The following is a 14,548-nucleotide window of genomic DNA, read 5'->3' as shown; positions in this document are numbered from 1 at the left end:
CACTTAATAGCGCAGCGGAAGGTGAACAATACGGATCAGTTTCCCTCGCTGCGCTTCCACGTAGCCGCCTTCGGTCAGGTCTTTGAGGATCCGCAGGACTGTGCTGCGGGACAGCTTAGTGGTGGACTGAATATAACTGAGGATGGAGCGTGCCTGACGAAAGTCATCGTCTTTTAACTCCAGTTCCAGCAGCTTTCCACGGACAGTATCGTAAGCATTGTCGTTAAGCAGATGCAGGTCTCGCCAGGTGGAGAAGTGCAGATGAAACGCCAGTACGGTCGCGGCATCCTGCCATAGCAAGGGTTGCTCACTGAATACCTGCTGCGCTTTTTGGCCAGACAGCACATAAACCTCGCTCTCAGGTGCAAAGCGAACGTAGGTTGTGTCGCCCAGAGGCATCAGTATCTCAGCAAGCCCGAAGATATGTGGTGCGGTGGCCATACTGAGTTCCAGGTCATCCTGCTTGCGGTGAAGCCAGAAATGACCTTCGGTCAGCAGATAGATCTCCGGACCATTTTTATAAAAACTCCGTGGACGGCGGACCAGCATCTTTTCAGCCTGCGGAAGCAGGGCATCCAGCAGGCGTTGAATGTTCTCCTGCGGTTTGAGCGCCAGTATTTTTTTCAGTGTGAGCTGGAGTGTATCGGCGGTCGGTGTGGTCATGGCGATGTTTTTTTATGCTTGCGGGTGAGTAAATCAGTATCGCAGAACGCAAAATTATCGTCCATATTCCTCATATCAGCCTCACCAGAAACCTTGCGATATCGGTACAGAGAACTGGAGCACTCCTGCATGGTCGGTGGGCAATAATCTGGGGATAGTCAGCCTTAAACACATATGCGAAACTTACCGCTTCTGAAAAAATGTGGTGGGACCCGCTCAATGTCAGAACCATCTTCGCAGTGCCTTTTCAGTGAAGGACTGATCAACTTTCCTGATGGCTATCAGGATCGTACCGTAAACGTATTCGCGCCGCCCGCGGCGGATGCACCAGCGTTTAATATCTCCCGCGATGCCCTCAACCCCGGCGAAACGCTTGCCGCGTATATCGATCGCCAGCTCTCCCTGATGGAAAAACACATCAAAGGCTGGAAGCAGGGTGAGCGCAGCGACGCGACGCTTGGCGACAGCCTTTTACAGGGTGAAATTGTCCATGCCAGCTACCTGCGCGACGGGAAACGCGTCTGGCAGCAGCAGGCGGTGTTTACTGTCGACAGCCATAAAATTCTGGTGTTCACCATGACCTGCACGCGCGCGCTCGGCGATGCCGACAACGCGCTGTTTGGCGAACTTCTCAGGAGCTTCCGCTTCCACCAGTAACTTCAGGGACCGTTGTTATGTTTGAAGCTGCACGCGTTGGTGATGATATCGGCCACTCTGGTGCGCTGGCCGGGATGATTGCCGGAACGATTGTCGGTGGTCTGATTGCCGCCGCCGGGGGGATTCTGGCGGGGGCCATGTTTATTGCCGGCCTTGGCGCATCCTGTCTTGGTGTGGGCGTCCTGCTCGTCGGTGCCAGCCTGGCCGTGGGGTATTACACCGGGGAGCTGGCGACCGCCGCCCGGGACAGCATCGCAGACGCCGGGGCATCCAGTATGACGAAGAAAGGCGTCATCACCTCCGGCTCGCCCAATGTGTTTATCAACGGTAAACCTGCCGCCATGGCCACGGACAGCGCGGTGAAGTGCTCTGACGACGGCTCGCAGCAGATGGCCGAAGGCTCCTCGCGGGTCTCTATTAACGGTCTGCCTGCGGCCCGTATCGGGGATCGAACCACCTGCGACGCGAAGGTGATGACCGGTTCGGACAACGTCATCATCGGCGGCGATCCGCAGCAAACCCTGCCCATTCAGTCTGAAGTCCCGGAGTGGCTCTACAAAGTCTCCGATCTTACCCTGCTGTTCGCCGGGCTTATCGGCGGCTGGGGCGGTGCGGCCGGCAAAGTCGGGGCGCTGTCTAAGCTGCTGGGCAAAATCCCTGGCATTAATAAGCTGGCCCGTATCGCCTGCCGCGCCGGCACGCTGATGACCGGCGTGGCGGCGGCGGGGATCATTGCCCGCCCGGTGGATATTGTCAGCGGACAGAAGTTTCTCAGCGGGGATGATGAGCTGGATTTCGTCCTGCCTTCCCGTCTGCCGGTGCGCTGGCAGCGCTACTGGCGCAGCGGCAACCCCGGCGACAGCGTACTGGGCCGCGGCTGGAGCCTGTTCTGGGAAAGCCGCCTTGAACCTTATCAGGACGGCCTGGTGTGGCGCGCACCGTCTGGCGATTACGTCGCCTTCCCGAAGGTACCGAAAGGGCTGCGCACCTATTGCGAAAGCGAAAAAAGCTGGCTTGAACATCACTCTGACGACAGCTGGTCGGTGTATGACGTCAGCGGCGAGCGCTGGCATTATGCGCCGCTGCAGGATGATGCTCCGTCGCTGCTCCAGCGCCTCTCTGAGCCCTGCGGCAACGATATTCTCTTCGAGTGGAATGCGGATCATACCCTGCATGCCCTGACCGACAGCGCGGGCCAGCGCGTGGTCTGCCGCTACGACCGTGACAGACTCGCCAGCGCCTGGCTGGATGACGAGATCTGCCTGGTCAGTTACGCTTATGATGAACAGCGCCGGCTGGTCTGTGTGACCGGCCGGGGCGGTAGCGTGCGCCGACGCTTCAGCTGGCAGGACGGGCTAATGAGCGCCCACGAGGACGCCAATGGCCTGCTGAGTGAATACCGCTGGCGCGAGATTGACGGCCTGCCTCGCGTGGTCGGCTTCCGCCATAGCGGTGGCGAACAGCTGACGTTCGAATATGATTTTGATAACGGCATCCGTCGGGCCATCCGCGATGACGGTTCGCAGACGCACTGGCTGGTGGATGACGACGACAACGTTGCGCGCTTCACGGATTACGACGGTCGCCAGACGACGTTTGTCTACCGCGACGGCGAGCTCTGCGATGTCATTCTGCCCGGCGGTGCGATGCGCCGCAGCACGTGGGACAAATATGGCCGTATGACCAGCGAGACGGACCCGGCGGGTCGCCGCACGGAGTATCACTGGCATCGTCTGACCGACCGCATCACCCACACGGTGTACCCGGACGGCACCTCATCGCAGTCAATGTACGACCTTCGCGGTCGCCTGCTGTCGGAAACGGATCCGGCCGGTAGCACCACCGCGTATCGCTATCCCGACGATGAAGAAAACCTGCCGGAGAGCATCACCGACGCCATCGGCGGCGTGGTGCGCCTTGTCTGGAATCACCAGGGGCTGCTGACGCAGCGCACCGACTGCTCCGGCAGCGTGACCCGCTTCACCTACGACCGCTTCGGGCAGCTGATTGCCAGCGAGGATGCAGAAGGGAATACCACGCGCCGGGAGTGGAGCCGTGCCGGGTTGCTGAGCGCCGTGATCCATCCGGACGGCAGCCGCGAGTCGCTGGTGTGGAACGAACGCGGCCAGCTCACGGGCTGGCGCGACCCGCTGGAAAGCGAGGTGAGCTGGGCCTATAACGCGCTCGGCCTCCCGGTCAGCCTTACCGACCGTATTGGCCGCGTGCGCCAGTGGCGCTATGACCCGCGCGGTAACCTGCTGCGACTCGAGAACGGCAACGGGGGGGAATACCGCTTCACCTACGACGCCGTGGGCCGACCGCTCAGCGAAACGCGCCCGGACGAGACCGTGCGCCATATGGAATGGGACGCGCGAGGGTTCCTCTGCGCGCTCGAAGAAAACGGACGGCCTGCCACCGATGGCGGTATCGCTCGTCGCGTCCAGCAGTTCAGCTATGACGACAGCGGGCTGCTGATCGGACGCACTCAGCGCCACGCGGAGTACCGCTACTTCCGCGACCTGAGCGGTCAAATCACCCGCATCCGCCGTACGCCGACAGCTGAGGGCGTTGCCCTGGGTATCGAAAGCGATGAAATCGTTTACCGCCACGATACCGCCGGACGCGTGTTGAGCGAATCCGGCATTAACGGCGCGGTCGGTTACGAATGGGATGCCCTGAGCAATCTGACCAGCCTGACGCTGCCCGGCGAGCAAAAGCTGGCCTGGCTGCACTACGGCTCCGGCCACGTCAGCGCTATCCGCTTCGGACAGCAGCTGGTGACCGAGTTCACCCGCGACCGCCTGCACCGTGAAGTTCGCCGCACTCAGGGCGCGCGCGAGCAGCTCCGCCAGTATGACAGCCTCGGCAGACGCACCCTGCAGCGCAGCGAACTGAGCACGAACGTGACCCTGCCGGAGCAGGCGCTACTGGAACGCCTGTATCGCTACACCGCGCGCGGCGAGCTTTCCGGCGTCAGCGACACCCTGCGCGGAGAGGTGGATTACGGTTACGATGCCGAAGGGCGTCTGCTGAAGCACTACGAGGCCCGCCAGGGGCACAGCCGCGCGCAGTTCAGCTATGACGCCGCGGATAACCTCGCTGCCAATGACGACGCGGTACCGGTGACGGATAACCGCCTGCAGCACTGGCAGGCGCTGTTTATGAAATACGACCACTGGGGCAACCTGGTCAGCCGCCGCAACGGGCTGTATGAACAGCATTATGTCTATGACGCCGAGAACCGTCTGGTGTCCGCCCGGGGAACCGGGCCGGAAGGGCGGTTTGAGGTGCGCTATCACTATGACGCGCTGGGTCGCCGCACGCGCAAAATCGTCACCACGACGCACGGCACCACCGATACCCGCTTCCTGTGGCAGGGCTACCGTCTGCTGCAGGAGCAGCAGAACGCCGGGCTGTGCATCACCTATATTTACGACCCGAATGAAGCCTGGAGCCCGCTGGCGCGGGTGGATCACCTTCGTGACCAGAGCAGCGGTGAGATTTACTGGTTCAACACCGACCTGAACGGCGCGCCGCTGGAAGTGACCGACGAGCATGGCACGGTGCGCTGGAGCGGCCAGTACGGCAGCTTTGGCGAGGTACGCCATCAGAGCGAAGGGTTCTCACGGGTTGTGAATCGCACGGCGATGGCTCACCAGCCGCTTCGCTATGCCGGGCAGTACGCTGATGGTGAGACGGGGCTGCACTATAACCTGTTCCGCTACTACGACCCGCAGCTCGGGCGGTTTATTGTGCAGGATCCGATTGGGTTGAATGGCGGATGGAACCTTTATCAGTATGCGCCGAATCCGTTGGGGTGGATTGATCCGCTGGGTCTTGCCGTTGACCCAATCGCAAAGCTTAGTGAGCGTGGATACAGTGGTGTTGTTCAAACCCCTACTGGCGGGCTGGATTATTCTGGAAGTAATGCCTTGTATAATAAAGCCGGCATTAATCCTGTTGTTTCTATTGAATATACCGGAGATTATTTGCAAGATTTCCATGCTGCAAATATAGAGGCTGGATTGAATCAAAAAACGACGCCAAGTGGTTATGTCTGGCACCATCTTGATGATTATAATCCTGAAACTAACAAAGGGACTATGCAATTGGTTAAACAAAGTGCTCATCAGGGAATTTCGCATACTGGTGGCGTTAGTCAGTACAAGGCTGCCACTGGAAATGCCTATACTCATCCAGCTAGAAACCGTGCCCGCAGAACCGTTGGAGGAAAATGCTAATGTATCTTACTGATTCAGAAAATAAACTGACTGTAGACGAAATAAACGCGTTCAATGCGTACTTTGATCATCATCTTCCCGCATCATTTCTTGATTTTTATCTTAAAAATAATGGTGGGTATCCTAATGATAATGAAGATGGTAATCCTTTTATGCTTGGCGGTTTTAACCCTATAAAATATGGTGACCTGCCAATTGAGCAACTCTATCGTGACCTTATCGAGTCGTTTGGCGAGTTAAGGAATATGGTTCCTTTTGCTTATGATGACGGGGGGAACACTTTTCTACTATCTCTCAAATCTGATGATTCATTAGGGAAGGTATTTATTTTTCTGATGGATGATAAAGAGGTTGAGTTGGTCGCTGATTCGTTCTCAGAATTTATAGAAGAACTGTTTTCTTAAAATAATAAAGACAGTTTATAAAATTCACAGGCTGCGAGGTCGTTGTTATCGAAAAATCAAAGTCAGAAACCGTCTAGCCTATTGAATTTTAGTTATTAGTTAAGTATTTTATAGATTTATAACCCGGCTTATGTCGGGTTTTTTAATATTGAACGTTAGCTATTGATTTTTTTTCAGAACTGATATGGGCTTTGCCTCCATGAACTGATGGAAAACAATATATCTTTATAGTTTTGTGAGGTCTGCGTCAAATGTACAGGAAAGAAAATCGCTCCTTGGTTTGGGGAGCTGGGTATGGGTACTCAATATAAGCTCCAACAATCTGTACAGAGTGATATTGATTCCGGACATTTGAAATTAATTAAGCAAACAGAAGGCAAAACGTGTGGATAGAGTAGAGTTACAAAGTGAGTTAAATAAATTAAACATACCCAGAAATAGCTACTCTATTGATGGTGTTAAGGATGAGACATTATGTTTGATCCTCGATGGAGGGCTATGGTGTGTTTTTTATAGTGAACATGGAAAACGCACAGAGGTTGATTTTTTTGCAACTGAAAGCGATGCCTGTCAATCCTTCCTTGCCAGAATCACAAAATGGTTCTAGTTTCAAAATTTTTCCGCAACTACGACCCGCAGATCGGTCGGTTTATTGTGTTGGATTCGATTGGGCTGAACGATGGAGGGGATCTTTATCAGTATGCGCCCAATCCGTTGGGGTGGATTGATCCGCTGGGTGTTGCTAGTTGTAGTTCAAAATTTAAGTCGAGAAATACAACCATTGGGGCAGCGAAAAGAGATGCCGAAATACCAACGAGTCAGCAACCATCAAAAGTTGAGCTAGCACCTTTAAAAGATCGAAACTGGAAATCTATTTTAGGAGACGAACATTTACCTTTAAAGACACGAGAATATACTTTCTCGTGTCCAGATGGTGAATCCATTGTAATTCAGGACCATTCACCAGGGCATATCTATGGACCTCCAGGAACACCTGGCAACCAAGGGCCACATTTAAATGTTCGACCGATCAGTGATACCCGAAATGGTACTATACCTGGAACGCTAGAACATTATCCATTTAAAGGAGGGAAAATGAACTCATGGGTTGATTTATTAATTGATAAAAGAAGCATTTCTTCTATCTTCACCGATGAAGAGCCTTCATTACGCAATGTTGAACTTCACGATGTGATTTTCCATAGGGATGGGCCAAAAATCACACTAAGGTTCAACATTACAAATTATCCTTCGCAACCACCGAAAAAATGGATCGTTCAGAAATGTAATGTTGTGCAATTGCAATTGACTGCTATTGATATAGCGGAAGTTAGCTTATTTGGATGGAATAAGACTAATTTTTCTGTAGATATTAACATATCTAAGGAAGATGGTTTTATCATCGTTTCAGCTCAGGATGATACATTCTCTCTCTCAATAAAAGCAAAATTCATTGATGTTTCTTCAATAACAGCTTATACAATTTCAAAGTAATAAAGCATGGGAGGGTAATAAATCCTCCCTCAGCAACATGCGCAAGTACCTCGAATTTCGCGAGGTGGTGAAAATATTAGTCTGGATGATTTAAATGTAACCAGTCGTGGTGAAAATTGGGGAGGAATGAAAGCCAATGGTGTGCAATCACTAGGTAGGCGTAATCCTAATGGGAAAAATCATTGGTTTGAGCATCCCGACGGCCACCCGGACGCTGGTCAAACTGGTATTCCTGAGCATCATTCTAGTGGTCATGTGCATGTGATTGACCCTAAAGGCAATGAGATGATTTTTACATGGTAAATAATATGCCTGAGAAATTAATTAAATTTTCTATTTCCGAATGGATTATTCAATCAGGTCATTTCAAAACTGATTTACCATCGGAGGCTTATTGTATTTGCTATCAATACAATATAGATAGTAATGGATACGGTCCTTATGGTTTTTTAACTGAAAAATCGGAAGGACTATTGTCCTTTTTATTTAATAATCTTATGTGTTTTAATCAAGAGGATAAAACTCTTGATGTTTGCTCAACCCTAAGCAGAAATGGGGTTTATTTTTATGGCAACAATAACGAACAAGTGCATAAGCAACTAGCAGATTATCGCAGGATGCTTCTGAAAAATAAATTAAGAGCTAATAAAGGATTGCCTGAAGATGTTTTTCCTGAGAAACCTGACCTACTTAATCTATATGATGATTATGGTGGCGTTGAAGTAAGTGTAATAAATTGTTTAATAGAAAAATGCTATCAATTACTTTTTTACCGGTTTTTTACACCTGTCGCTGGGGGCGATGTAATTCTTTTTGATTGTAATGTATGGGATAGGGCTATTGAATATAGTAATAGTAATAGTAATAGTAATAGTAATGGAATTGGTTTTCAAGAAGTTGACTCAGTTGATAATCTGAAAGAATGGTAAGGTTGTTTTTTTGTAAGTTAGCTAACTGATTAATAAAGAAAACCGGAAAGATACTCTTATCTTTCCGGTTTTCTTTATTCTAATTTGGCAAAACCAGCTAAGCAGGCATACCCTTAATCCCTTTAACTATACTGTCCTCCATCAGAAAAATATAGCCGTTCGAAATATTTACGGTGACACTGTGCTTGGTCTCAACCCCCTTCCTGCGAGTCAGTTGCTCATGAGGGGGAAAGTTGGGTTTGCGTGTATGTCCGGCAGAGATTTTGGTTTACGGTTGGAATAGGAAATGCCGAAAAAGTCGACCATAAAACAGCAGGAAACTTTGAGTAAGTTTTTTCTATTTAACCTGCTGTTTAAAAAGTAACATAAGTATCGTGCAGATAGCTTAATTTATCAGGGTGTGGCGGTAGCATGATTGTCTTATATAAACCGCTACTTCCGCGCTCTGAGCGGTCAAATCACCCGCATCCGCCGTACGCCGACAGCTGAGGGCGTTGCCCTGGGTATCGAAAGCGATGAGATCGTTTACCGCCACGATACCGCCGGACGCGTGTTGAGCGAATCCGGCATTAACGCCGCGGTCGGTTACGAATGGGATGCCCTGAGCAATCTGACCAGCCTGACGCTGCCCGGCGAGCAAAAGCTGGCCTGGCTGCACTACGGCTCCGGCCACGTCAGCGCCATCCGCTTTGGGCAGCAACTGGTGACCGAGTTCACCCGCGACCGCCTGCACCGTGAGGTTCGCCGCACCCAGGGCGCGCGCGAGCAGCTCCGCCAGTATGACAGCCTCGGCAGACGCACCCTGCAGCGCAGCGAACTGAGCACGAACGTGACCCTGCCGGAGCAGACGCTACTGGAACGCCTGTACCGCGCGCGGTGAGCTTTCCGGCGTCAGCGACACGCTGCGCGGTGAAGTGGATTACGGCTACGACGCCGAAGGGCGTCTGCTGAAGCACTACGAGGCCCGCCAGGGGCACAGCCGCGCGCAGTTCAGCTATGACGCCGCGGATAACCTCGCTGCCAATGACGACGCGGTACCGGTGACGGATAACCGCCTGCAGCACTGGCAGGCGCTGTTTATGAAATACGACCACTGGGGCAACCTGGTCAGCCGCCGCAACGGGCTGTATGAACAGCATTATGTCTATGACGCCGAGAACCGTCTGGTGTCCGCCCGGGGAACCGGGCCGGAAGGGCGGTTTGAGGTGCGCTATCACTATGACGCGCTGGGTCGCCGCACGCGCAAAATCGTCACCACGACGCACGGCACCACCGATACCCGCTTCCTGTGGCAGGGCTACCGTCTGCTGCAGGAGCAGCAGAACGCCGGGCTGTGCATCACCTATATTTACGACCCGAATGAAGCCTGGAGCCCGCTGGCGCGGGTGGATCACCTTCGTGACCAGAGCAGCGGTGAGATTTACTGGTTCAACACCGACCTGAACGGCGCGCCGCTGGAAGTGACCGACGAGCATGGCACGGTGCGCTGGAGCGGCCAGTACGGCAGCTTTGGCGAGGTACGCCATCAGAGCGAAGGGTTCTCACGGCTTGTGAATCGCACGGCGATGGCTCACCAGCCGCTTCGCTATGCCGGACAGTACGCTGACGGTGAGACGGGACTGCACTATAACCTGTTCCGCTACTACGACCCGCAGGTCGGGCGGTTTATTGTGCAGGATCCGATTGGGTTGAATGGTGGGTGGAACCTTTATCAGTATGCGCCGAATCCGTTATCTTGGATCGATCCGTGGGGTTTAAGCGGAGAAGATGTATTTATCCATTATACGGATAAGGCTGGCTTAGATCGCATCATGAATTCCGGAGTTATTGAACCTAACTCAAAAGGTAAGGTTTATGTTACTGATATCTTAATGTCACCTCAGGATGCAATGAGAGATATTTTCATTAACGATCCATTACATACAGGACGTGGTGACTATTCAATTATATTCAAAGCTGATAATTTCCAAATGGGTAACATTATCCAGAGTTCCGAATTAGAATACATTCATTCAGGTCGGTTAAAATTAGGTGAGGTACTTCATGCTGGCAAAAACCCTTATGATATTGTATCCCATTTACCTTATGAGCAACGACTGAAGATGAATCAGGAGCAAATAAAGTCTAGAGGAGGTAGGTGTGGCTGATAACCAAGAAAAATATTTGACTTTAAATCAAAGTGAAGTAGTCGCCTTGAAAAAAGCGATAATGTATTTAAAATTTTCTTGTGAGGAAACCGAATCTGTAATGTACGCAGGTAGTCCTCTGATTAACTCTATTTTTTCTAAACTAATAGAGATTGATGATTTAGGGCAGCAATCTATTGATTTTTATGATAAAGCTCATGCTGAGAACGAAAGGTTTGTTTTGGCTAAATTAGATAAATTAGAACTTGAAAATGGTCGAGAATTTCAAAGTGAAGTGAAGGAAAGTTCTTTTAGGGAATGCCTTTTTCCGTTCTCAAGAAAGTAACTTCTGTATTGTAAATGGTCGGTTGGGAAATAATCCTTACCGACTCTTTTTTTATTCTCTGATGGTTAATGCTCCATTAGAGTCAAAAGTTACTGCACTTCGTTATGTCTTTCCCGCATTGAGGTTCTATAAATCAATTCGAAAAATATCACGGGGTTAAGTAGGAGTCTCTTGAAACTAAGAAAACAGCCAACTCATTTAATCCAAAATGAAATAGGGGTGGTAATGTCACTTGAACTGGATTTTTATGTAGATGATGAAGGTGTTTCAGTCGATTTAGTATTATCGGTATTTGGTCCTTCTCTCGTCCAATGCATAAACCTTGAATCTGATTCGGTCGATGAAAAAATGAAAAAAGACATCGATTTTCTTATTAAGAAACAGAAAGATTTTTTCGAGAAAATCGCAACTGAAACCCAGGTATATAGCAAGCGTATATATGCTGCGGATGCAAAAGACTTGATTTTGCTGAAAGTTTACCTTTCCCCAGATGAGGACAATGAATTTGGGTTCATGTTCTCGACCGATTTGGATCAGGAACATGGGATTGGCATCAAATTTAAAGGGCTTGAAGTGAAGAAAATTGGTAGTGGCGAAACAGCATTTTTATAAAATTAATTATGTCTATCCGATCGGGTAGACCCATTCCTGTGGCAGGACTACCGCCTGCTGCAGGATGCCGGGCTCTGCTGTACTTATATTTACAACCGAATGAAACCTGGATCTCCCTGACACGAGGTAACATCTTCGTGACTAGAGCAGTGGGGACATTTACTGGTTCTAACAACCTTTTTATCTTGATGATCTTCTCGCTCAGGATATGCATTTAATCGATGCCAGCGGTAAATCAATGACCACCATTTTTCCCGGATTTCATCCGATCCAGGCTGGGAAAGCGCTTTCGCATGTCGTCTGGTGATGGATAATGTTCCTTTTTTAGTACCCGGTAAAGATCGTCCAGAGCGGGTGCTTGATTAGGAAATTGTCTGGTGGCTGTGTCGAAAGGCGCTCTCGAGACTACGTGCATCCTTGCCCCTTGTTTTCAGACAGGAAACATTATAGGTGATGGTTGGTGGGTTGATAATGTAGAAACATTGATGGAGTGCAGTGTTCATATGCTCGTGATGAAGGCGCTCATTTAATGTTTGCGAACACTTTATGAGGTGACTGTGAAAGAAATGTCCGCTTTGTGCCAAGAGCGGACGTTGTCGTTGAAGGCTATTATGATAAATGAACCTAAGGGATGGGTAACTGGCGGTAGGCCAGCTGTATAAGGCAAGAATAATAGTTGCTCAGTAGGCAGTTACTAGCGCTTCAATCAATTTAGTTTGATTCGTTATCTGATTTTTAACCTCGTTCATACTCTCGTACACACCTCTAGCCTTTTCGTCTCTGGCATTTTCTATTCTCTCATCATATCCATGATAGCTTGAAGCATGTTCAATCGCTTTGTCGTATTCACGCTCTAACACGTGCAAATCATCAATCAGTTTAGCCAGTCTTTCTTTGGCAGCATTCAGTTCAACATTTTTACTATTCATTTGAATTCCTACATGAAGTTAAATTATGGCAACTAAGGAAAAAAGGTCTTGTAGCAAAAATTTGGTGGTTAATTTATCACAGCCTCATGTGGTGGGGCTACTTAGCCATCATGAATGTAACGTCTGCAGTTCGCTCAAGGCAGACCCTCCATGCCACGTCGCCATTCGTTCCGTGACAGAATATTATTCCCGGAAGCTAATCGACCCTCATCACAGGCATATCCCATAAGCAACCAAGTCGTAAGTCCCATTCTGCAGGACTGAACTTCAGTTGACCACTTTCAGGAGTCAGCGTGATTTCACTGAAGTAGACCCTTTCGTTCTCAACCATAAGATCGACCCTGCAGTAATCAAGGTCAGTGGCTAGTTTCGCTGCAACATCAAGAATCTCGTCTAACGATCCGGGACGACCAATGTTGTAAGGGGTGTTACCATATCCAAGCGTAAACGGCTGTAGCACCCAATTTGGGTCATAAACATTGACATATTCTTTGCCGTTTACGCAGGTAAAATCTGCTTCGATATACATGGGTTTTTTGTGAAAACAATGTACCCGGAACATTTCGGGTGTGACATCCTGGATTTTTCCATCAAAAACATTAAGCTTTCGCTCAACTAATATCTTAGGTTTTATGTTTTTATATTGCCACTCCCGATTAGTATAATAAGGATTCATACGTAACCGTCGATTGAAATGATCAACCACTCTCTTTTTGTTAAGTTGTCTCTTATCATGACAGATGATAGAACTTCCGCTGTCATGGTTACATTTGATGACAAAAGAATCCGGAAGGCCTTCAAAGTCGTGCGGTCTTATTTTATCAAAAACGGCAAGCAATGGAACCAGATGCTTATCACCAACCATCATTTCCACATAGTCCCGAACAGCGATTTTATCAGCAATAATGGTCAAGAAAAAATCGCGATTGAAAACCATGCGATAGTTTATTTTCTCGTTCAGAGTTAATGGTTGTGATAAATCCAGGTCCTGATTGAATATCTTCCTGAATTTCATCCTCCGATATTTTTCATCGGATACAAAAAAGGTCCGCAATGCTCTGAGCTTATACTCAATTAACTTATATCTTTGCTTTAACATTATCATGCCCTATTGTGTTAAAGCAGTGAGCATACAGGTTCAGTATCAATGAACAATCAAGTTTATATGAAGGTTATGTCGGTATGTTATTTTACAACGCCTTCATTTTATGTGGCATGACTCATAGTAAAGTACAAATAAAAAACCCACCATTAAATGGCAGGTTTTTTTTGGCTTTCTGCTTTGACGATCAGAATGTATAGAACGCACCAATAGTGAAAGCCAGGTAGTCATCTTTTTCAACAATGGGACTATGACTTACGCGGTTTGCCAGTGTTGTATAGCGCAGGTCTGCATAGCCAGACCAGTTATCATCAAATGTGTGTTGCCAGTTGATACCGTAATCGACACTGGTTAACCCCGAATCGGAATTAAACTGTTTAAATCCTGAATTTGCGCTTTGCTTTTCGTTCACACCAAACCAGGTATTATTGTACCGTGCATCGCCATAATTACGAATGGTACTGACGGTAAGTGTGTCGCTGTCATTATTAAACAAAACAACATTGAGACCGATGTTATACAGAACCCCCTGGCTTTCAGTCAGGGGGGCAATAATATTACCCTCAAATCCAATCCACGGAGCCATCCACCAACCCAGCGTTGTCGTCGAGTTCAGCGCTGTTTTTATTTTACCCATTCCTTTGAGATGTCTGGAACCATCCTGTAGCCAGGAACCGTCATCATCAGTCCGACCCCATGTATATCCCAGAGCCTGTCCCAGGTAAATACCATTATCAAAGGAATATGTAAGTCCCGCCCCTTTTTCTGAATTCAAAAACCAGGTTCCGTCAGTCCATTCAAAATAAGGCGCGACTGTTGAGTCATATTTATCGGACCCCATATATTGAGGAGCATATTGAGCTCCTATACCAACGGTTACCTCAGATTTATGTACATCAGACGAGGCGTAGGTTGCAAACGGCAGTAAAAATATTGCCGACAGGATCGTATTTAATTCCTTCATAAAACTCCCGGAATGAATTATGCTTCTTAACAGGTGCGGAAGTATGCCGACAAATAATCAAGAACTCTGCAAGGGTTTATC

The 14,548-nt window shown here is 49.1% G+C and carries 11 protein-coding genes and 2 pseudogenes; 8 read left to right on the top strand and 5 right to left on the bottom strand.

Annotation, left to right across the window (positions count from 1 at the left end):
* Positions 1-3: 3 nt before the first annotated feature.
* The gene (locus JGF26_RS04890; protein WP_134707253.1) at positions 4-663 is read right to left on the bottom strand and encodes a helix-turn-helix domain-containing protein; all 660 of its coding nucleotides are present in this window, start codon (positions 661-663) and stop codon (positions 4-6) included.
* Between the two features lie 219 nt (positions 664-882).
* On the opposite strand from JGF26_RS04890, the gene JGF26_RS04885 reads away from it, so the two are divergent.
* The 8 genes and pseudogenes from JGF26_RS04885 to JGF26_RS04840 all read left to right on the top strand — a co-directional run bounded on the left by JGF26_RS04885 (position 883) and on the right by JGF26_RS04840 (position 11,472).
* Positions 883-1,320 carry a DUF1795 domain-containing protein gene (locus JGF26_RS04885; protein ID WP_134707254.1) on the top strand — a complete coding sequence of 146 codons (438 nt, stop codon included), beginning with the start codon at positions 883-885 and terminating at the stop codon, positions 1,318-1,320.
* A gap of 17 nt (positions 1,321-1,337) precedes the next feature.
* A complete protein-coding gene (locus JGF26_RS04880; protein ID WP_203250357.1) occupies positions 1,338-5,561 on the top strand; it encodes an RHS repeat-associated core domain-containing protein in 4,224 nt (1,407 codons plus the stop codon).
* Positions 5,561-5,965: an SMI1/KNR4 family protein gene (locus JGF26_RS04875; RefSeq protein ID WP_134707255.1), complete on the top strand. Its 405-nt coding sequence runs from the start codon at positions 5,561-5,563 to the stop codon at positions 5,963-5,965. The genes JGF26_RS04880 and JGF26_RS04875 overlap by 1 nt, the downstream gene beginning before the upstream one ends.
* A 597-nt stretch (positions 5,966-6,562) precedes the next feature.
* Positions 6,563-7,459, top strand: coding sequence for an HNH/endonuclease VII fold putative polymorphic toxin (locus JGF26_RS04865; protein WP_134707256.1), 897 nt, complete (start codon positions 6,563-6,565; stop codon positions 7,457-7,459).
* 308 nt (positions 7,460-7,767) lie between these two features.
* On the top strand, positions 7,768-8,388 hold the full coding sequence (locus JGF26_RS04860; RefSeq protein ID WP_134707257.1) for a hypothetical protein: 621 nt from the start codon (positions 7,768-7,770) through the stop codon (positions 8,386-8,388).
* Positions 8,389-8,824: 436 nt separating this feature from the next.
* Positions 8,825-10,535: pseudogene (locus JGF26_RS22325) on the top strand (RHS repeat-associated core domain-containing protein); the annotation flags it as partial.
* Complete coding sequence (locus tag JGF26_RS04845; RefSeq protein WP_134707258.1) at positions 10,528-10,860, top strand: hypothetical protein; 333 nt, start codon at positions 10,528-10,530, stop codon at positions 10,858-10,860. The pseudogene JGF26_RS22325 and the gene JGF26_RS04845, both read left to right, overlap by 8 nt.
* Positions 10,861-11,085: 225 nt before the next feature.
* Entirely contained in the window at positions 11,086-11,472 is a 387-nt protein-coding gene (locus JGF26_RS04840; RefSeq protein WP_134707259.1) for a hypothetical protein, read from the top strand.
* 242 nt (positions 11,473-11,714) lie between these two features.
* Here JGF26_RS04840 and JGF26_RS22320 read toward each other — a convergent pair.
* The 4 genes and pseudogenes from JGF26_RS22320 to JGF26_RS04820 form a co-directional block, all read right to left on the bottom strand.
* Positions 11,715-11,887: pseudogene (locus tag JGF26_RS22320) on the bottom strand (cytoplasmic protein); the annotation flags it as partial.
* A 265-nt stretch (positions 11,888-12,152) separates the two neighbouring features.
* On the bottom strand, positions 12,153-12,401 hold the full coding sequence (locus JGF26_RS04830; protein WP_134707260.1) for a hypothetical protein: 249 nt from the start codon (positions 12,399-12,401) through the stop codon (positions 12,153-12,155).
* A 196-nt stretch (positions 12,402-12,597) separates the two neighbouring features.
* Positions 12,598-13,500 (bottom strand): ATP-grasp fold amidoligase family protein, encoded by a 903-nt coding sequence (locus JGF26_RS04825; RefSeq protein ID WP_167587139.1) that lies wholly within the window; start codon positions 13,498-13,500, stop codon positions 12,598-12,600.
* A 190-nt stretch (positions 13,501-13,690) separates the two neighbouring features.
* Entirely contained in the window at positions 13,691-14,467 is a 777-nt protein-coding gene (locus JGF26_RS04820) for a MipA/OmpV family protein (protein ID WP_134707262.1), read from the bottom strand.
* Positions 14,468-14,548: the final 81 nt, after the last annotated feature.

Source organism: Enterobacter sp. E1 (assembly GCF_016809815.1).
Classification (GTDB): Bacteria; Pseudomonadota; Gammaproteobacteria; order Enterobacterales; family Enterobacteriaceae; genus Enterobacter; species Enterobacter adelaidei.
Note: the sequence above shows the minus strand (reverse complement) of the source record. Positions and strands in the feature narration are given on the sequence as shown.

What these genes read in the sequence shown, in the direction of transcription:
- JGF26_RS04890 (WP_134707253.1), bottom strand. Translation starts at nt 663, where the DNA reads ATGACCACACCGACCGCCGATACACTCCAGCTCACACTGAAAAAAATA.
- JGF26_RS04885 (WP_134707254.1), top strand. Translation starts at nt 883, where the DNA reads ATGTCAGAACCATCTTCGCAGTGCCTTTTCAGTGAAGGACTGATCAAC.
- JGF26_RS04880 (WP_203250357.1), top strand. Translation starts at nt 1,338, where the DNA reads ATGTTTGAAGCTGCACGCGTTGGTGATGATATCGGCCACTCTGGTGCG.
- JGF26_RS04875 (WP_134707255.1), top strand. Translation starts at nt 5,561, where the DNA reads ATGTATCTTACTGATTCAGAAAATAAACTGACTGTAGACGAAATAAAC.
- JGF26_RS04865 (WP_134707256.1), top strand. Translation starts at nt 6,563, where the DNA reads ATGGTTCTAGTTTCAAAATTTTTCCGCAACTACGACCCGCAGATCGGT.
- JGF26_RS04860 (WP_134707257.1), top strand. Translation starts at nt 7,768, where the DNA reads ATGCCTGAGAAATTAATTAAATTTTCTATTTCCGAATGGATTATTCAA.
- JGF26_RS04840 (WP_134707259.1), top strand. Translation starts at nt 11,086, where the DNA reads ATGTCACTTGAACTGGATTTTTATGTAGATGATGAAGGTGTTTCAGTC.
- JGF26_RS04830 (WP_134707260.1), bottom strand. Translation starts at nt 12,401, where the DNA reads ATGAATAGTAAAAATGTTGAACTGAATGCTGCCAAAGAAAGACTGGCT.
- JGF26_RS04825 (WP_167587139.1), bottom strand. Translation starts at nt 13,500, where the DNA reads ATGTTAAAGCAAAGATATAAGTTAATTGAGTATAAGCTCAGAGCATTG.
- JGF26_RS04820 (WP_134707262.1), bottom strand. Translation starts at nt 14,467, where the DNA reads ATGAAGGAATTAAATACGATCCTGTCGGCAATATTTTTACTGCCGTTT.